General features: G+C 45.2%; 20 protein-coding genes. 19 read left to right on the top strand and 1 reads right to left on the bottom strand.

Features of this window, described 5'->3' with window-relative positions; genetic code table 11:
• Positions 1–160: 160 nt before the first annotated feature.
• Entirely contained in the window at positions 161–535 is a 375-nt protein-coding gene (locus DXD78_RS16295) for a helix-turn-helix transcriptional regulator (protein WP_117652854.1), read from the bottom strand.
• A gap of 126 nt (positions 536–661) precedes the next feature.
• Here DXD78_RS16295 and DXD78_RS16290 point away from each other — a divergent pair, with 126 nt between their 5' ends.
• From DXD78_RS16290 to DXD78_RS16190, 19 genes are all read left to right on the top strand, one after another.
• Positions 662–913: a hypothetical protein gene (locus DXD78_RS16290; protein ID WP_117652853.1), complete on the top strand. Its 252-nt coding sequence runs from the start codon at positions 662–664 to the stop codon at positions 911–913.
• 23 nt (positions 914–936) lie between these two features.
• Positions 937–1,491: a response regulator transcription factor gene (locus DXD78_RS16285; RefSeq protein ID WP_117652852.1), complete on the top strand. Its 555-nt coding sequence runs from the start codon at positions 937–939 to the stop codon at positions 1,489–1,491.
• Positions 1,492–1,670: 179 nt separating this feature from the next.
• Entirely contained in the window at positions 1,671–1,970 is a 300-nt protein-coding gene (locus DXD78_RS16280; protein ID WP_117652851.1) for a hypothetical protein, read from the top strand.
• A 12-nt stretch (positions 1,971–1,982) separates the two neighbouring features.
• Positions 1,983–2,327, top strand: a complete 345-nt coding sequence (locus tag DXD78_RS16275) for a hypothetical protein (RefSeq protein WP_117652850.1) — start codon at positions 1,983–1,985, stop codon at positions 2,325–2,327.
• A gap of 201 nt (positions 2,328–2,528) precedes the next feature.
• A complete protein-coding gene (locus tag DXD78_RS16265) occupies positions 2,529–2,861 on the top strand; it encodes a hypothetical protein (RefSeq protein ID WP_133303572.1) in 333 nt (110 codons plus the stop codon).
• 6 nt (positions 2,862–2,867) lie between these two features.
• The gene (locus DXD78_RS16260; RefSeq protein ID WP_117652847.1) at positions 2,868–3,101 is read left to right on the top strand and encodes a hypothetical protein; all 234 of its coding nucleotides are present in this window, start codon (positions 2,868–2,870) and stop codon (positions 3,099–3,101) included.
• 19 nt (positions 3,102–3,120) lie between these two features.
• Complete coding sequence (locus DXD78_RS16255) at positions 3,121–3,486, top strand: hypothetical protein (protein WP_117652846.1); 366 nt, start codon at positions 3,121–3,123, stop codon at positions 3,484–3,486.
• Positions 3,487–3,846: 360 nt separating this feature from the next.
• On the top strand, positions 3,847–4,083 hold the full coding sequence (locus tag DXD78_RS16250) for a hypothetical protein (RefSeq protein ID WP_117652845.1): 237 nt from the start codon (positions 3,847–3,849) through the stop codon (positions 4,081–4,083).
• Positions 4,084–4,531: 448 nt separating this feature from the next.
• Positions 4,532–4,891 (top strand): hypothetical protein, encoded by a 360-nt coding sequence (locus tag DXD78_RS16240; RefSeq protein WP_117652844.1) that lies wholly within the window; start codon positions 4,532–4,534, stop codon positions 4,889–4,891.
• 47 nt (positions 4,892–4,938) lie between these two features.
• A complete protein-coding gene (locus DXD78_RS16235) occupies positions 4,939–5,211 on the top strand; it encodes a hypothetical protein (RefSeq protein ID WP_117652843.1) in 273 nt (90 codons plus the stop codon).
• Positions 5,147–5,572, top strand: coding sequence for an XRE family transcriptional regulator (locus DXD78_RS16230; protein WP_233534024.1), 426 nt, complete (start codon positions 5,147–5,149; stop codon positions 5,570–5,572). The genes DXD78_RS16235 and DXD78_RS16230 overlap by 65 nt, the downstream gene beginning before the upstream one ends.
• The gene (gene dnaG / locus DXD78_RS16225) at positions 5,569–9,627 is read left to right on the top strand and encodes a DNA primase (protein WP_117652842.1); all 4,059 of its coding nucleotides are present in this window, start codon (positions 5,569–5,571) and stop codon (positions 9,625–9,627) included. The genes DXD78_RS16230 and dnaG overlap by 4 nt, the downstream gene beginning before the upstream one ends.
• 572 nt (positions 9,628–10,199) lie before the next feature.
• On the top strand, positions 10,200–10,688 hold the full coding sequence (locus DXD78_RS16220; RefSeq protein ID WP_117652857.1) for a hypothetical protein: 489 nt from the start codon (positions 10,200–10,202) through the stop codon (positions 10,686–10,688).
• Positions 10,689–10,783: 95 nt separating this feature from the next.
• The gene (locus tag DXD78_RS16215) at positions 10,784–11,128 is read left to right on the top strand and encodes a hypothetical protein (protein WP_117652841.1); all 345 of its coding nucleotides are present in this window, start codon (positions 10,784–10,786) and stop codon (positions 11,126–11,128) included.
• A gap of 51 nt (positions 11,129–11,179) precedes the next feature.
• On the top strand, positions 11,180–12,151 hold the full coding sequence (locus DXD78_RS16210) for a S49 family peptidase (protein ID WP_117652840.1): 972 nt from the start codon (positions 11,180–11,182) through the stop codon (positions 12,149–12,151).
• A 17-nt stretch (positions 12,152–12,168) separates the two neighbouring features.
• Positions 12,169–14,199, top strand: a complete 2,031-nt coding sequence (locus DXD78_RS16205; RefSeq protein WP_117652856.1) for a hypothetical protein — start codon at positions 12,169–12,171, stop codon at positions 14,197–14,199.
• A 95-nt stretch (positions 14,200–14,294) separates the two neighbouring features.
• Complete coding sequence (locus tag DXD78_RS16200) at positions 14,295–15,296, top strand: hypothetical protein (RefSeq protein ID WP_117652839.1); 1,002 nt, start codon at positions 14,295–14,297, stop codon at positions 15,294–15,296.
• Positions 15,297–15,373: 77 nt separating this feature from the next.
• Positions 15,374–15,994, top strand: coding sequence for a hypothetical protein (locus DXD78_RS16195; RefSeq protein ID WP_117652838.1), 621 nt, complete (start codon positions 15,374–15,376; stop codon positions 15,992–15,994).
• A gap of 41 nt (positions 15,995–16,035) precedes the next feature.
• A complete protein-coding gene (locus tag DXD78_RS16190) occupies positions 16,036–16,410 on the top strand; it encodes a hypothetical protein (RefSeq protein ID WP_044467552.1) in 375 nt (124 codons plus the stop codon).

Below are 16,410 nucleotides of genomic sequence, written 5' to 3'. Positions count from 1 at the left end.
ATTCAAGGACTTACAAACTTCTTTTTACTATTTCCGTGGAGCTGGAGGGAGGGGATACACACTCCATATCTACTTAAATAACAACTACTTACATATCTGTATATTTGTCTATTTGCCTATTTCTGTCTATTTCTGTCTATTTTCTCTTATATTTTAAAGGTTATTTATTCATTAATATTTGGATTGTTCTTTCTTTCTCAGTTATGATTTTATCCTTTTCTTCTAAAAGGGCTTTCATGTGTTCAAGCTCTTTCTGACATTCACTTAAAGTTATATTTCCTGATACCTTGTTTCCATTACCTTTGACTTGATGACCTATATTAATTCCAGAAGAGTTTATATCTCTATCAAAAAAGAAATCTATTGGTACCTTGAAAAAATCAGCCAGTGCTTCTACATAAGTAACCTTAGGCGCATGAACTCCATTTATAATATCATCAAGTCCTTTCTTAGATATACCTATATGGGTAAATAGGCTTACTTTAGTAAGTCCTCTTTCTTCAAGCAATTTATGTATTTTCAAGCCATTAAACATGTTTTATTGTTTAGATAAAGTATAAATAAGTAATCGTTATCACAAATATAGGATAGAAAACTTGCCTAATAGAATAGTTTTCTACACCTTTGCAGTATAAATATAAGACTAAAAAATATACTAATAATGGAAAAAGGACAAAATCTTAGTAAAATGGTATTTAAAGACCAGTATGATGCGTTGGGCGAACAAGAAAAAAAAGAATTCAAAAAGGCATTTTTGGAAAAGAGTGGTATATCGTATCCTTCTTTTTATGTAAAGCTACGCAACAATACTTTTAAGCCATTAGAGAAAAAATGCTTTAATGAGCTAATGACTCAGTACAGCTCCTTCATTCCCTTCGAAGAATTAACAGGACGATGTTATAGTCAAAACTAATATATCAATCATTTCTAAACGTCATGTTGCAAAACATCGAGTTCTACAACACTCCTGAAGGTGATATTATGATGAAGGAGTTCGGGCAGTCGGCGGTGGTTCTTAAGGACACCGACCGCCCAACTATTGAACACATGCTTGCCATTATCCGGGATCGATACCCCAAGGCACATGCCCGGCTGATGCAACTCTACTCCAGCAGCACGATGAACCGGTGGCATTATGAATTCCGGGTAGTTCATCGTTTCATCCGATGCAATTTCGGAGAGTATGACCAGTACAATCTTGACATTAACAAGGATGGACAGTTTGTATTCGAGGAGGTCAAATGCCCGTTACGGGGTGAATGTGAACATGAAGGGGTGATATGCAGACCGGAGCTTGATACAGCACTGACCGATCGCGAGATGGATGTATTCCGGCTCATTGCCTCTAACTGCCAAACAGATGAAATTGCGGCAGAGCTGCATATCTCGCCTTGTACGGTTAACCGCCATCGGGAGAATATCAAGGCAAAAATCAAGGTTCGTAATGTGGGTGAGATGATTTCCTACTGGCATCGGAATCAAATGAAATAAGCCCACCGTGAGGTGTGCCATCTGTGTTTAATGTGTATTCTATGGCTGTGACGGTCTGCGAAGATAGTCCGGCCCCTCATACTACATTCAAATGGTAGCGGTATACTTAAGATTTGCTGCGACTGGGGTTCGATTCCCCTATATGAGACGACGATTTACTAACTTAATAAACAGAATATATGAATAATAACAAAGGTTTTTCTTCCATTTCCACTCCTGACGGACAGTTCAGGATGTGGATTCCACGTCCGACGGCTTCGGGCAGAGCAATATGCAACTGTGGATTTGCACTCAAGAGTCATCTTCCTTTCGTCGATGCCGTTGATGCGCTGGACTACCTGCAGGTAGACGAAGTTCGGCAGATAGACCAGGACTTTAGTATCCTTGTTATTTCATTTCTCGATGCACCGCATGAGTGCATGCTGAAGATGATAGAAGATATCCCCGAACTTATGGAGCAATACTTGGTAAATACATAAAATCTGAATGCTATGAGATACTTTATAGACAACATCAAGACTTATGCCAATGTCAACAAAAAAGGCAGGGCATTACAGATATACGTGCAACAGTTTGACCGACATCTGATTGCTGACGAATGTTCTCTGGATGCACTGAAGTGTGACATCGAGCACCAGATTAAGGTTATGAATGAGAAATACCTACGCAGCCGTCCGGTTCGACTTGATGTATTTGAGAGCGGTAAGGACGGGCAGTGGACTATTCTTGTGGAGCATGACAGTGACAGTATTGTCTGTATCATATCCTATGAAAAGGTGATGGGCTGTTATGCTTTGGCAGATAAGATAGATGAATTCGCAAAAATAGGACAGTGATGAGTAATGTGATTGTTTTTTTATGGACATCTCTGATTGCATTGGTGGCCGCCTTGATACTATGTGTTTGGGCAATGCGGAAAGCATCCGGACCTTACCGAATTCTCTTTCTCTTTGATATTATCGTCTTGATGATAAATATTGGGATAATAGGATTTGCAATCGGGTGTCTATCTAATATGCGGTAATATGGGAGAAGATATGAAAATGACAGATTTCCCGACATATCCTTGGGAGACCCTTGACGTGTATCAGGACAACAGTTACTGTTACAATATCCGCCCTGGCCAACATGTCGTTGGAGATTTATTCGATGATTCCAGAACGAAGCTGGTATCATACAACAGAAAATCACATGTGCAGATAATCTGCGTATGCGACCCCTACAAGCCGCCTTTCTATGCGCGTGAATGTATGTATGGTGTATATTCGGCGTGGAAAGAAATCGGAGAGGACATCTTTAACCTGGAGCTGATGGGATATTCTACCAAGCAAAAATTTCCACCCCCATGTACATCACACCATTATTTTTAAGATAATATGAACAATGAATCGTTTGAGAGGGCCAAAACCCTCAAGGAAGAGATTGAAAAGTGTGATTCCCTGCTTGATTCAATCCTAAAAAGCAGCAGGGAATGCTGTGTGTATCGCGATGCCGATAGGGGTACTCGTGACCTTGTTGTTATCCCCCTTCCCAAGTATTGTACCCAGTACATTATTGATGGACTTTACGTAAGAAAGTGCCGGATGGAGCAGGAATTTAAAGAGTTATAACAATCTAATAATAAGAATCATGGTAACCAAAACAACATTCAAAAAGAAGTTTCCGGACGTTAAGGTGCAGAAGCTGCAGACCAGCGTCGTATTCAGCCGGCAGAAGGTGGAAGAGACCGTATTGAAGATGTGCGATTCTCTCGATACCGGACTGCTTTATTACAATTATTCCAACAGATGGATAACCGTTTATACCTCCGAGAAAATGAAAAAGGCATTGGACTCGATGAAACCGGGTTCAGAGGTATTTCACGAACATTATGGTGTTTATGGCAAGGTGATGAGCGATAAGCCATTTGTCATTTGTGGAGAATTGTGTATCAGGGTTGACTTCGGGGGAATACCTGAAAGTGGAGCATATAGTTGTGTATGTTTTGTAATGTAATCGAATAAATATGAATATAGAACAATGGATTGGGGAGGGATTAGCTGTGCGCTTGTTTGTGCAATACCTATAGTGGCCATTATCTGCGATACTGTAAAAAAAGTATTTGAGATAAAATATAAAAAAGGAGATGAGAACTAAGTTGATAAAGAAGCATAATCCGTAATCTTTTTTGGATGATTTAAAAAGGGTACGAGAGGTAATGGTTTACGCAGAGTGTACCAACTCCTACTATCAAATCTTAAAAAAAGACTTGCTGAGAGATGCTGAAAGGCAAGCAATCACATACTATATAACGGATACTATATTTATTATAAAAAGAAATGTGATGGTAGTCATTTAACGAGTAACAAATTAAATATGAGCGAATTGACTAAAATGATAAAAGTCCCTCTTTGGGAGCTAAAAGAAATAGCTGATACACTTCGGATGGTAGCAAATGCGCTTGATTCCCCTAAAAGAGAATCATGTTTAGATCGGAACGTAATGCGTTCATGGAATTATGTAGTTGATATGATAAAAGGAAAGATACCCTCTGCACCTGAAAGCATTGACTACTATATAAAAGTTGGACAGGTTCCTAATATAAACGAATAATCAATACAATAAAGAAAGAAACATTATGCGTAAAGAGATAATGTACATGATAGCTTATCCAGATGGTACACTTGTGATGAATACTCAAAAGTACTACCGAAGAGATTGTGTCAGATACTGGCTGGACGGAACTGGTTTAACATGGAAACAGATGTATAAGAAAGGCTTTCGCTGTAAAAAAGTAAAAGTTACATTTGAAATAATTGATTAATAAAAAGAAGGTATGAATAAAATAAAGAACCGTAGGCTTGCGCTACGAGCCTATAAAATCAGAGTAAAACAATACCCTTACGATAAGCCATTGATTGATAGAAACAATCTCGCTTTTGTCCGTAAGGAAAATGACGGGAACCGATGTGATTGTTTCGGGCATTGGCTTAACTATTGGAATACAAGACCTTTTTAATTGACTAATAACAAATCAGTAATGAATAAAAAAGAAATATCAATGAAGAAAGGTCAGAAAGTACGCATTCTGCGTACCAATCAAGTAGCGACAATCGTCGAAGTGGAGTTAATTCGTAAAGGTGGCAAGGTACATCGGTACTGCCATCTGAAGACAGATGAAAAGTCATATTTGTGGTTGGATGCCTCAGAACTGGGGAGTGTGGTGGAGGAAGTGAAGGTCTCGGTAGTTGATGACCGGAACCGGGAGCTGCACTTGGCTATATGCCATGACTACTCCAAGGATAATATGAAGGTGCAGCTTACCGGCAAGAATCCGGATAATCTGAAGGAAGCTTCCGGACTATATGCGAGACTGATGAACTTGTTCATTGGGAGCCTGAAGGAAACGCGGGAACTGTAGGAGCAGATAACGTCCTTGATGATATGGAAAGCCTATTGAAATATAGAATGGAAAATCTTGATTGGATAGACTGTTTCTTGGAGACGCTTGGCGTCGACGCTTTTCTTGAGTTTGAGACGAGGGTATATAGTGCCCTCGACAAGCTCAAGGTCATGCATTACTATGATATCGGGGGCTCGGTCATACCGGAGCAGCAGGAACTATTTATCAAATTCTGTTGCTGCTATATCACCGGGCACTCTGAATACGAATTCAATGAAGACTATACACAGATATGGAGGAAAGAAAGCTATGAACAATGGAAGATGGCAACCCGATGAGGACAGATACGTCCGGGAAAATGTCAATAAGAAGACATTGGAACAAATGGCGGAGCATTTGGGAAGATCCGCATTGGCTGTACAGTTATATATGCACCGGAAGCATATTGTAGTGGGACAGACAGTCAAGCGGAATCTGGTGCAGGAGATTCTCCGACTGAAATTCCGGCATCCGGAAAATTTCATGCCCAACCGTGCCTTCTACCAGGAGGTAGGCATCAACCAGATGCGCTGGTGGGATATTTTCTATGGCCGAAAAAATATAAACCAAGAAGAATATATCGCGTTGTCGAAGTATTTCGGCATAACACTGGAGGAGGCATTCGCAGCGCGTCAACTTTGCATATTTGAAGAACAATGATTGATGACGAATTAAAACAGAGAATAAAGGATGCCAACGAGATTACGGACGTGATCGGCCAATTTGTATCCCTTCACAAGAGAGGTATCAATTATATAGGGATCTGCCCGTTTCATCCAGACCGACATCCGTCGATGACCGTTAGCCCGTCAAGACAGACATACAGGTGTTTCGTCTGCGGCAAGGGAGGGGATGTCATCCAGTTTGTCCAGGATCATGAGAACATGTCATTCAACGAGGCTGTCACCTGGCTGGCTGGCCGTGCGGGAATCTCTCTCCCTGAACGGGTGATGTCCGACGAGGAAACGGCCAGGGTAAAAGAACGTGAAGCGCAGCGTATAGCGATGAAAGGCGCCGCATTCTTTTTCGAGAAGCATCTTCCGGAGGCGCAACTTTATCTGCATGACAGAGGGTTCAGCCTGGATGACAAGGTCCTGAAGGATTTCAGAATTGGATATGCCCCGGCAGGCAACCTGGCTAAAAAGGAGATGCTTGCAGCCGGATTTTCCGAACAGAAGCTGCTTGAAACGGACATCCTGAAGAGAAGCGAGAAGAACTTCACCTTCGACACTTTCAAGGACCGCATCATGTTTCCCTATTTTGATATCAAGGGCAACATAAACGGATATACCGGACGCTGGCTGACCCCGCAGGAAAACACCGGCAAGTACGTCAATACCGGGGACACGCCGTTGTTCAAGAAAGGCACTCACCTTTTCGGTTTGTACCAGGCACGTACTGCCATTGCAAGATATGATTGTGCGTATATAGTCGAAGGCCAGTTCGATGCCATGTCCATGCACAAGTTCGGTGTCTGCAATACCGTTGCCACCAGCGGAACCGCACTGACTCCGGAACAGATACAGCTGCTTGGCCGGTTCACCCATCGCGTGATACTTGTATATGATGCGGATGCAGCCGGGCTGAAAGCGTCACTGGTCAACTGTGAGGCTTTTCTGCGTGCGGGTTTCCAGGTCAGTGCAGTTCCGCTTCCTGAAGGGAAGGATCCTGATAATATTGCCCAGGAGCAGAAACTTGAAACCGGAAAATGGCTTGCAAACCGGGAACAGAATTTCCTTCAATATTTTGCCATCTCCTTACGAGGCAAGAATCCCGGAACCGACCCAAACAGAGAGGAAGAGGCAATGCAACGGCTTTCAACCCTCATATCTGTCATCCCTTCGGAAACGCTTCTTCTCAAGTGCATAGAGATAATGGCCGGGATTTTCGGCTGCAACACGGAAGTCATCCAGCGGAAAGTGAATTCCATCTTGCGGCAGCGGAAGACAGCTTCCATCAAGGAGAAAGATAAGATGGCTCCCGGCATATATGGTATCGATATGATTGCGGAGGCACGTAGCGGGAATGAGCCTTGCATCCTGACATCGAATTATCAGGAGTTCCTCACCTTGTATGGAGATGCCCCCATAGCATACGTCCATGGCATTCCTGGAATGAACGACATACAGCAGTTGCGTCAGGCAAGCCAGATGTTCACCTCTGACAGCGATGGCCTTACCATTGCAAAGGACGGTACGGAATCCGGTTACCTTGCCGGATTATCTGCCATTTTCCGTGCCGGGCTCTCCAATATCACCATAACGGTCGAACGGGATGTCCAGGATGATAATGATGAGAAAGGAAGTGACGACGAGGAAAACATGGATGGGGAGGCAAACGATATCATCGAGACTTTCAGCTTTGTGAAATTCTACGTATTCCTGCACAAATGTTTTTTTAAGACCTATAATGGCGAACGTACTTCCTATATCGAACGTTGTGCTGAAATAATCAGCTACGCGGAAGATTCGGTACGCATCATCAATTTTACCTACTTTCAGAATTGCCTGGGGCTGACCAAGCAAGCCTTGAATGAAATAGTCAGACCTTACCTGGCCAAACGTAAGTCACGCATGCTCATCAATGCACAGCGGACAGACGACGATTATATTGAAGATAATTATGATCCGAACGAACTTCCCCGTTATGTCCAGGACAATCCGGAATATCTGCAGATGTTTCAAGAATTCAATTACTATCCGAAACTCAACAAGCAGGGGGAGCCAGTATGCTATCTCTTCAAGAATGAAAAGTCGGGTTACACTTTGGTGGGTGACTTCTACATGATTCCACTCTTGCATATTTACTCAGATAACGACGAGGAAAACAAGCGTGTCCTTAGAATAAATCGTCGTAAATTCAAAACGCCACTTTATATTGAGGTAAACTCCAAGGTTTTAGCCAAGAAAAGCACTCTTGTAGAAAAATTAGTTATGTTGGAAGCTGTAAATTTCTACAATGGTGAAGAAAAACATTGGGAAAAAATACGCACATATATGAGCAATAATTATATTACTTGTAGAGAAATTATCACATACGGAAACCAGCAGGAAGACGGTTTTTCCCGACGGGAAGACCAGCTGTTTTTTGCATTTGCCAACGGCATCTTCCATGTTGTTGACGGAATACCGAGATTTGATGCGGTAAATGAGCTTGGAGTGGTCACCCACAATGGCAAGAACTATTATCTGCCGGCATTCTCCACCATATATGCCGGTTCCGGCAAGCAGTCCGACAAGTATGAACTTATTTCACAGCTTGTCTATAAGGAAATCCCTATAGACAAACGTTGCACTTTCGACGAATGGGCCTCACTGATGGACCGTGTATATAAAATCAACGACAACGGGAAATGGGCCATTCTCTTTGCCATCATGTGCGCTTTCCGAAGCAATATACACTGCATAGACCGTTTGTTTACAGCGCCATTCTTTATGGGACCGATGTCATCCGGAAAAACACAGATTGCGATATCCATCCGTTCCCTGTTCATTTCTCCCAAGATACCGATTTTCAACCTGAACATCGGTACCGATGCTGCCATGTCCACATTGATGAGCACTTTCCGGGATGTACCGGTTGTCCTTGATGAATACAACAATAAGGATATATCAGATATAAAGTTCCAGGCACTTAAAGGAATAGTATATGATGGCGATGGAAGACAGAAGCGTAAAGGCACATCCGGCAAGGAGATAGAAAACGACAAGGTGTACGCGCCGGTTGTCATTTGCGGCCAGGAAACTCCCCAACGTGATGACAATGCACTCATGTCACGTATTATAGTCTGCGAAGTCCCCAAACCGAAAAACCGGACCAGGGAGGAAGTGGAGCTTTTCAACAAACTCAAGGATATAGAGGATCCGGCCAAAATCGGGTTGTCGAATGTCCTCTTTGAAGTCCTTCAGCTGCGTCCGCTGGTAATGCAGCATTTCCGGGCACTGAAGCAGAAATCCTATGATGAATTGAAGCAGGCGCTGATAAATGCCGGTGAGATTGACCGCCTCATGAAGACTGCATCATTGTTTCTGGCGACATGCAGACTGATTGAGGATTATACAGAATTGAAATTACCGTTCACTTATGAGGAGTTTTTTAAAATAGCCTGCGATAAAATCAAATTCCAGGTGGAACTGATTTCCAAGACGGATAAACTGGCCACATTCTTCAAGGCTATGGATGTGATGATTGATACCAAGGCAATCAGGGAAGGCAGGGACTTCGCCATTGATACACCGGAACGAATCACCATCAAGCTGCCCGGAGGAGAGAAAAAGGAGGTTCCTATTCCTGCAGGAACCCGCGTGTTATTCCTACGCGTCAGTACCATCTATACGCAGTACGCACGTTCTTCTTATAATCAGGAAGACTCAACGCAGTCGACCATCGAGCAGAACCTCCGCTCCCATCCCAGTTACCTGGGCTTTGTCCATGCACGCCGGTTCAATTGGTATGAAGTCGTGGAGGTACCACGCGGCGGTTTCGAGGAAGATACTCCCAATGAAACCGGAATTCCGGTAAAGCTCAACAATGACATGGTGCGTAAAGTTGAGAAGAAGTGTACCAATTCCAGTTGCATAGCTATCAACTACGAAATTTTCAGAGAATTATATAGCATTGATTTGCAACGCGGTTCTGAAGAATCCCGTGTTGACAATAATCCCGACAATGACCCTATCGGGGCAATCGGTGCCCCCCAAGAGCTGGACTTCTGATGTTACATTTTCCTATATCACAAACCAGACATTTATTCCCGGTGGCCGTCCCATCGGGAATAAATGCTTTTTTATATTCCGATTTGCGGACATTTCGTTCGGTTTCATCACCCTGGTATCTTATGATACCCCCCTACTCCATCCCCCAGACCCCCTGGAATAAAAAGACAAGCAATATAGAGGGAGTTTTGAAAAGAAAATATTTCAAAAGAGGCGTCCAACAGTCCAACAGTCCAACAAGAGAAAGGATTTTAAAATGTAACTCTCTGTTGTATAGTAGTATATATTTTCTATTTAATCATATATATATACTACAATGGCGTTGTCTTGTTGGACGCTGTTGGACGTGTTGGATTGCCGTTTTTCAACCATCCAACTGGCTCCGTCCAACAAAAACGGCAAAAAATGCGGCTTGTTGGACGTGTTGGACGTCCTCCAACAGTATTTTCTTTATAGTAAATTTGTATAACTAAATAATAATCAGTAACTTTAATAATGCTGTTGGACTGTAGGACAGTTGGAAGCAAAAATAAACAAAAACGGTTTCAAAAAATTTTTTTAAGGAAATGAGCATGATTACGACGAGTATTTCAATTACACCTTACCTGGCTGAATATCTGCGTGGAAAGTACAACAACGGTGCGGATGAACCTTTCCGTATTCCTGACAATACGGACTTGTACCATGTGATATGGACACTGATGTCGCGGCGTCATCAGAACCAGTCTCCCATAGATGACGGTAATCTGACTATCATACTCCCGGAGAGGCGTATCGGTAAGGATCCGGAAATATACAACTATCTGTCTCCACGGTCGGCCAAAATCATAGAAACGGAAATACGCAGGATGTTCAACCGGGAACTTCATACGGCAATGGACGAGAACGACTTGAACGGGCATGAGTTGAACAATATCGATATCGTTCACAATTTCCTATGTGCGTATTGCATAGACAGCATCAGTGAGGATGCGTTGCTGAAGAACTTCTATCGGTGGCGGGAGAACATCCGCAAGCGGAAAAAACGCCGCGAATATAAAAAGAAGTTAAAAAACGGCTAAAAAATCACCGACCGAACTATGCGTTTTGTCCCAAAATGGCGGACAAAATGTCCTATGTATGGCGAACTTGTTGAATTACAAATAAATATCCTAATATGAAAGAACTTTCCATTCAGATTAAAGTCTATCCGGTGAGTAACATGCGCCAGGATGTCTATCGGTTCATGGCCGATGAGTTTGAGTTTACTCCGGTACCGGAATCTTCAGAGGCGGGCCGCTGTTTCAATTGCAATAAAGATATAAGCATAAGCCTTCCTCCATCCGGAGTGATGAAAGACTTCCTGGCAGGCAGGTTCTGCATTGTCGAGTTCACTGACACCAGGCACCGGAGTTTCCGGATCGGGGACAAAAAAATACCCGCCATTGTCTCGATATCGCCCAATCTGAATTCGGCGACTCTGAAAATTGAATGCAAAATGCTCAGTTCCCCGCTATTGTAGCGTCCTTCACCCCTTTCTGCAGGCTGCCTATCTTCGCTGAAAAGATACGCAATGAACAGAACTTATCTACGCCAGCTTCTTACTTTAAATATACACCGGCTTCTTATCACGGCAGAGGGCTTGTCTTCTGCCATGATAGAGGCTTTTCCATTGGTGTCCACTGACAGTCTGCAGCCGACATCCTTTTTCTTCAATGAAAATCCTCCCACATATAAAGAGACATCGAAAAAGGCCCTTTCACTTCTTCAGCAGGAAATGAAGGCCCGTTCAGAACTCCAGGGTATAACCGTCACCGATGACTTCTCTTCTGACGAACTTCCTGAAGGCAGTATCGCCTATCACCGTATCTGGGGATTCATCACCTCAGATTGTCAGTGGTATTTCTCCTCCAAGCAGTTCGAACGGGACCTGCTTGCGGCAGAAGCCAATCCGGCCATAACCTGCCATTTCCTGCATGTGAACTCTCCGGGAGGGGAAGCATGGTATATGGACAGACTCAGTGAAACGATGCGCTCACTCGGCAAGCCTGTCATGACATTGGTGGAGCAGTGCAACTGTTCGGCCAGCTATTATATAACCTGCCATTCCAGTTTCATTGCCGCACTCACGGCCTATGATACCATCGGCTGCATAGGAACCATGATTTCCACTTGTAACTATGACGGATGGTTCGAAAAGATGGGTCTCAAACTCATCCAGGCCAAAGCCACGAAATCAGACCTGAAGAATAAAAAGACGGATGACTTGCTCAGAGGGAAACCGGAACAGTACATCAAAGAAGAACTGGATCCACCCAATGAACAGTTCCTTGCCGCCGTTCTTGCATCCAGACCGCAACTGGGCAACCTGCCGGAAGACGATCCGGTATTCCGTGGTGAAACGTTCGATACTCCGCATGCCATCGATAAAGGGCTGGTTGACGCCTCCATGACTTTTCCCGAAGCTGTGGCTAAGGCTGTAGAACTCGGTCGCAGCTATATGGAGATTGAGAATATAAAAAGAAGTGCTCTCAACTATTTATAACTTAACTTTTGTTTATCATGAATTTAAAGGAAAGAATTCAGACCGTCCTGCAGAAACTGAATCTGCTGGACAAAGCGAAAGCCAATCAACTGACCCAGGAAGAATGGGGACAGATAGTCAACTCCTATAATCAGGAGTATCAGTCTATCCTTCAGGATGACTTGGCTGCGGACCAGGCGGCGCAACGGCAAACGGTTGCCGTCACCCAGGAACAGATTGACCAGGTACAGTCCATTCTTGGAAGTATCGTCAATCCGGTACAAACCAATTCAACAGCCACGGAAGAGGGAAACGGCGGGAATGGACCGGTGCAGACCATTTCACAGCCAGCCAACGGTGAAGGTCTGGTGCAACTGGCCACTGCTGTGCAGAGCCTGGTTGACAATATGAACAACCGCGCGGAGGATGATATCCCTTCCCAGACAGTGACAGCCGCTTCCATCATGTTCACGGGACCGGCAGACCGTTCCCGGTATCTTTTCGGTATTGAAAATCCGATGTTCTCCATGTCCGAACGTTGGAACAAAATTGCTGCCAATCCGGCCTCCGCTTCTTCTTACGGTCCATGGGAAGAAGATAATGAAGGAGCCGCTTTCCGTCGCCAGGCCGTTACTTTCTCCCGTTCACTGCAGCAACGTTACGATTATCTGCACAAAAACGGCATGCTTGACGCCAAACGTCTGGCAGTCGGAGAATTCAGTACGAACTACGAAGGGGTGGATACAGCCGGTGTGGGCAACCAGTATGTGGTCCTGCGCCAGGACGCTTTGATTGCCCGTGTACTCGCAGTCCGCGACCTCACGCAGTATTTTCCCGTCCGCTATGGGATTCAGGACCATGACCTCGTGTTCAATGCCTTCTTCTCCGAAGTTTCCCAAGCTTACCAGCAGGGTGAAATCTGGAAGGGTGACATGAAGCTTGAGAACGAGATGGGTCATGTGGATGATGCGATGATTAAGCTCAAGTTCGGTCCGATGAAAGAACTGGAGCGCATGTACATCGCTTATCTGAACAAGGAAGGCTCCGATCCTATCAAGTGGAACATGATCGAGTTCTGCATCCTGAACTCATTGGAAACTGCGCAGGTGGAGCAGAACAAACGCCGTATGCGGGGTATCTATGTCAAGCCGGAAACGGGTGTCGCAGGCAGTTACCTGAACGCATCGACCGGAATCATATACACACTGGTCCGCTACATGCATGAGTTTAAGATTCTTCCCCATGACGATGAGTCCTATCGCAGCTACACGGCTTCCAACATGTTGGATTCCGTTCAGGAGTTTGTCGGCGATGTGGTGGCATCCTGCACAGAAGACATGGATCTTGACCGCCACGTCCTCTATCTGAATAAGACCCATCTTCCCTGGTGGATTAAGAATGTCCGCGCCAAATATGGAAAGGACATTGACTTTTCCGGTCCGGACAGTTACCGCAATGTGGTACCTGACACAAATATGCGTATCATCTGGTTGCCTTACCTCGGTCAGCTTCCCCTCATGTTCATGGATGTTCCGGGCAACCTCCAGTTCCTGGAATTCGTACCGGGCGAGATGCTCTCTATCAAGGTGAAAGAGGACATGGAACTGGTAAAGGCATGGTCCACCTGGAAAGAAGGTACCGCCGCTTCGTTCACCGGCCGCCGTTTTGACAGCCTGGAAAAGCTGAAGGCCAACAATTACGAATGGCAACAGATCTTCATGAACAAACCTGCCGTTGATATGGCAGCAGACGCGACCACTGTCGATGCTTCAAAGGGATTCTGGCAGATAACAGCGGCCAACACTGCCGCCAAAGCCATTACGGACATTACGGGAGCCAAAGCCGGTGTAGCCTACATCATTGAATGTGGCAGCACAGAGAATGCCACTACCATCGCCAAGTCGGACAAGTTCGCCGATATTACGGAAGCTTATACTCCTACCAAAGAGGGTGACTATATCATGGTAATCCTGAACAGCAAGGGGAACTTCCTGGAACTGGAACGTCAGGTAGGCGGTGTACGCAAAGTGAACGCTGCACTCCAGCCCAACATTCCTGGAGTCAGATAATTGGTTGTCTATAAGAACAGATTGTTTTCAGGTAGCGCGGGGCGGGTCCACTTAAGCCCGCTCCGTGTTTTTTATAACTTAAAAATTAAAATTTTATGAAAGCAAAAAGAATTTCAAATCCTTTCCGTAAAGGGAACCAGGCCGCCCGTAAGATGCAGGTCCGGTTTTTCCTTTCGCTGATGGTGCTTCTGGCACTCGTGTTTATTCTTGACATGGTCATGTCTCCCGGTTCTGTGCTGGGAATTTACGGATTTTCCGGTACCACACTGGCCGCCATGATGGTCATCGGTGACGTGGACGATGTATCCGACCGTAAGACGCATGGCTCAAACATCGCCTATAAGATTTATTTGGTGGATATCGACCAGGTAAATTCCGATGTGCCCTTTCCGCTTCCTAACCAGCAACGAGAGATAAGCACCATCCCGATGAAAGCCGGACAATACATGAAGTACTTTGCGGCTCACGATATTCCCACCTACACTTCAACCGGCGAGAAGGGTGACATTACCACCAGCGGTACCAACACTTTTGTTGCCGTCATGGGCGGCATGCGTGACCAGCTGCTCGATTTCATTGAACAGCATGCCGGAGGCAAGTTCATCATCCTTTTCAAGGAAGTGGGCGATGCGCAGTGGTACATCCTCGGCAACTATGACCGTCCGATGGTACTCTCCTCCTTCGAGTCCAAAAATGACAAGGACGGGCGTTATGTAACCTATACCTTCACACGTACAAGCATTGACCAGTACTACAAGTATACGGGCGATATTGTCCGTGCTCCGGCAGCTGCTCACACGGCTGGCGCAACGGCACTTGCCATTAAATCCACCAACAACCGTTATACCATCCCCGATGGCAGTGAAGGCACATACGCCATTTCCACTGTCAGCGGATTGACAGCCAATGATAAGGGACGTTACATCACACTTGAGGGTACCGGTACCGACAAGGCGGCCACCATTGCCGACGGCAACAGCTTTGTGCTTGAGGATGGAGCTACCTGGACAGCCAAAGCGGGTTCTTCCATCACCTTCATGGTGCTTGATACCTCTACACTTGTCGAGGTATCCGGCAGCCGTGTGCAGACAGCTTAGTAAAAAACACCTCTTACAAGTCAGCAGAATTCCCTTATAGGCAGCGTGTTGGCTTGTAAGACTTAAATCTGTATGTTATGTATAGTTTCAAAGAAAAGAAGACACATTTCGTGGCTCTCCGGAATCCGGATGTGGCACAATATGACCTTGAGTTACTGGCTAAAGAAGTTCCTGGATTTCCGCAGCTTGCCACATTCTCACGCAATCCCAAACGTTATGCCGATGATATCCTTTATGCACTGTTAGATTGTGCTACACGTGAGAAGATACGTGAGTATCGCCGGGCTATGATCGCAAAAGAGGCAGAAGATGCCGGAGAAAAGAAAACAGAAGCCCCTGCTGCGGAAAAACCGGCCGAAAAAAAACAGCAAATGCCCAAAGGGGAAACAACACATGCTGAAGGAACCGGTCCACATGACGACATTGAAAAGCCTGAAACAGCTCCGGTAGACAACTCGGCAGAAGAGTTGAAACAAGCGCTTGAGGAAGCGGAAGCCCGTGCTGAAGAAGCCGAACAGCGTGCCGATGAAGCGGAGGAAGCCAGGGATGAAGCGGAAGCCCGTGCCCAGGAGACTGAGCAGGCGCTGGAAGAAGAGAAAAAAAAAGAGCCGGCCAAAGAAACTCCGGAAAAGTCCAAAAACAAGAGGAATACCCGCAAATCGACTGGGACAACCTCTTCGACCCGCAAGTCCAAATAGCCACACTCATCTACAACGACCGTGTGGTCACTTGGAAACAGATGAAGCAGCTCGACGAAAGTCTGGAAAGAAAACCGCAGAAGCGTGACATCATGGACATGGTGGAACTGCGTATCCGTAATCTCCAGGCATTCGATGAGCTGCAATCGTTCAACGACACTGGGAAGTTCCTCTACATTCATCCGCTCATAGCCCACCAGTCAGAGAGAGCACAACTGGAGAAGCTGCTGCAGACGGACCCGCAGGAGTTCCTGCGCCTGCATAAGAATGTGACGGACAATATCCGCAGATACGAGTGTTACCTGAAACGCGCTGACAGGCAAAACAAGCGCACCCAAGACAAGGAGAATCTTCGACGTCACCGTGAACGGGAATCACTGTTCAAAGCAATATTGCAAAAATTCAATTCGAAGTAA

Source organism: Bacteroides sp. D20 (genome assembly GCF_003436255.1).
GTDB classification, from domain to species: Bacteria; Bacteroidota; Bacteroidia; order Bacteroidales; family Bacteroidaceae; genus Bacteroides; species Bacteroides uniformis.
Note: the sequence above shows the minus strand (reverse complement) of the source record. Positions and strands in the feature narration are given on the sequence as shown.

Bases quoted from the DNA above. Each gene is read 5' to 3' on its own strand.
- DXD78_RS16260 (WP_117652847.1), top strand. From the start codon at position 2,868: ATGAACAATGAATCGTTTGAGAGGGCCAAAACCCTCAAGGAAGAGATT.
- DXD78_RS16195 (WP_117652838.1), top strand. From the start codon at position 15,374: ATGTATAGTTTCAAAGAAAAGAAGACACATTTCGTGGCTCTCCGGAAT.
- DXD78_RS16230 (WP_233534024.1), top strand. From the start codon at position 5,147: ATGAAGACTATACACAGATATGGAGGAAAGAAAGCTATGAACAATGGA.
- DXD78_RS16210 (WP_117652840.1), top strand. From the start codon at position 11,180: ATGAACAGAACTTATCTACGCCAGCTTCTTACTTTAAATATACACCGG.
- DXD78_RS16235 (WP_117652843.1), top strand. From the start codon at position 4,939: ATGGAAAATCTTGATTGGATAGACTGTTTCTTGGAGACGCTTGGCGTC.
- dnaG (WP_117652842.1), top strand. From the start codon at position 5,569: ATGATTGATGACGAATTAAAACAGAGAATAAAGGATGCCAACGAGATT.
- DXD78_RS16190 (WP_044467552.1), top strand. From the start codon at position 16,036: ATGAAGCAGCTCGACGAAAGTCTGGAAAGAAAACCGCAGAAGCGTGAC.
- DXD78_RS16265 (WP_133303572.1), top strand. From the start codon at position 2,529: ATGAAAATGACAGATTTCCCGACATATCCTTGGGAGACCCTTGACGTG.
- DXD78_RS16285 (WP_117652852.1), top strand. From the start codon at position 937: ATGTTGCAAAACATCGAGTTCTACAACACTCCTGAAGGTGATATTATG.
- DXD78_RS16280 (WP_117652851.1), top strand. From the start codon at position 1,671: ATGAATAATAACAAAGGTTTTTCTTCCATTTCCACTCCTGACGGACAG.
- DXD78_RS16295 (WP_117652854.1), bottom strand. From the start codon at position 535: ATGTTTAATGGCTTGAAAATACATAAATTGCTTGAAGAAAGAGGACTT.
- DXD78_RS16290 (WP_117652853.1), top strand. From the start codon at position 662: ATGGAAAAAGGACAAAATCTTAGTAAAATGGTATTTAAAGACCAGTAT.
- DXD78_RS16255 (WP_117652846.1), top strand. From the start codon at position 3,121: ATGGTAACCAAAACAACATTCAAAAAGAAGTTTCCGGACGTTAAGGTG.
- DXD78_RS16240 (WP_117652844.1), top strand. From the start codon at position 4,532: ATGAAGAAAGGTCAGAAAGTACGCATTCTGCGTACCAATCAAGTAGCG.
- DXD78_RS16250 (WP_117652845.1), top strand. From the start codon at position 3,847: ATGAGCGAATTGACTAAAATGATAAAAGTCCCTCTTTGGGAGCTAAAA.
- DXD78_RS16275 (WP_117652850.1), top strand. From the start codon at position 1,983: ATGAGATACTTTATAGACAACATCAAGACTTATGCCAATGTCAACAAA.
- DXD78_RS16205 (WP_117652856.1), top strand. From the start codon at position 12,169: ATGAATTTAAAGGAAAGAATTCAGACCGTCCTGCAGAAACTGAATCTG.
- DXD78_RS16200 (WP_117652839.1), top strand. From the start codon at position 14,295: ATGAAAGCAAAAAGAATTTCAAATCCTTTCCGTAAAGGGAACCAGGCC.
- DXD78_RS16220 (WP_117652857.1), top strand. From the start codon at position 10,200: ATGATTACGACGAGTATTTCAATTACACCTTACCTGGCTGAATATCTG.
- DXD78_RS16215 (WP_117652841.1), top strand. From the start codon at position 10,784: ATGAAAGAACTTTCCATTCAGATTAAAGTCTATCCGGTGAGTAACATG.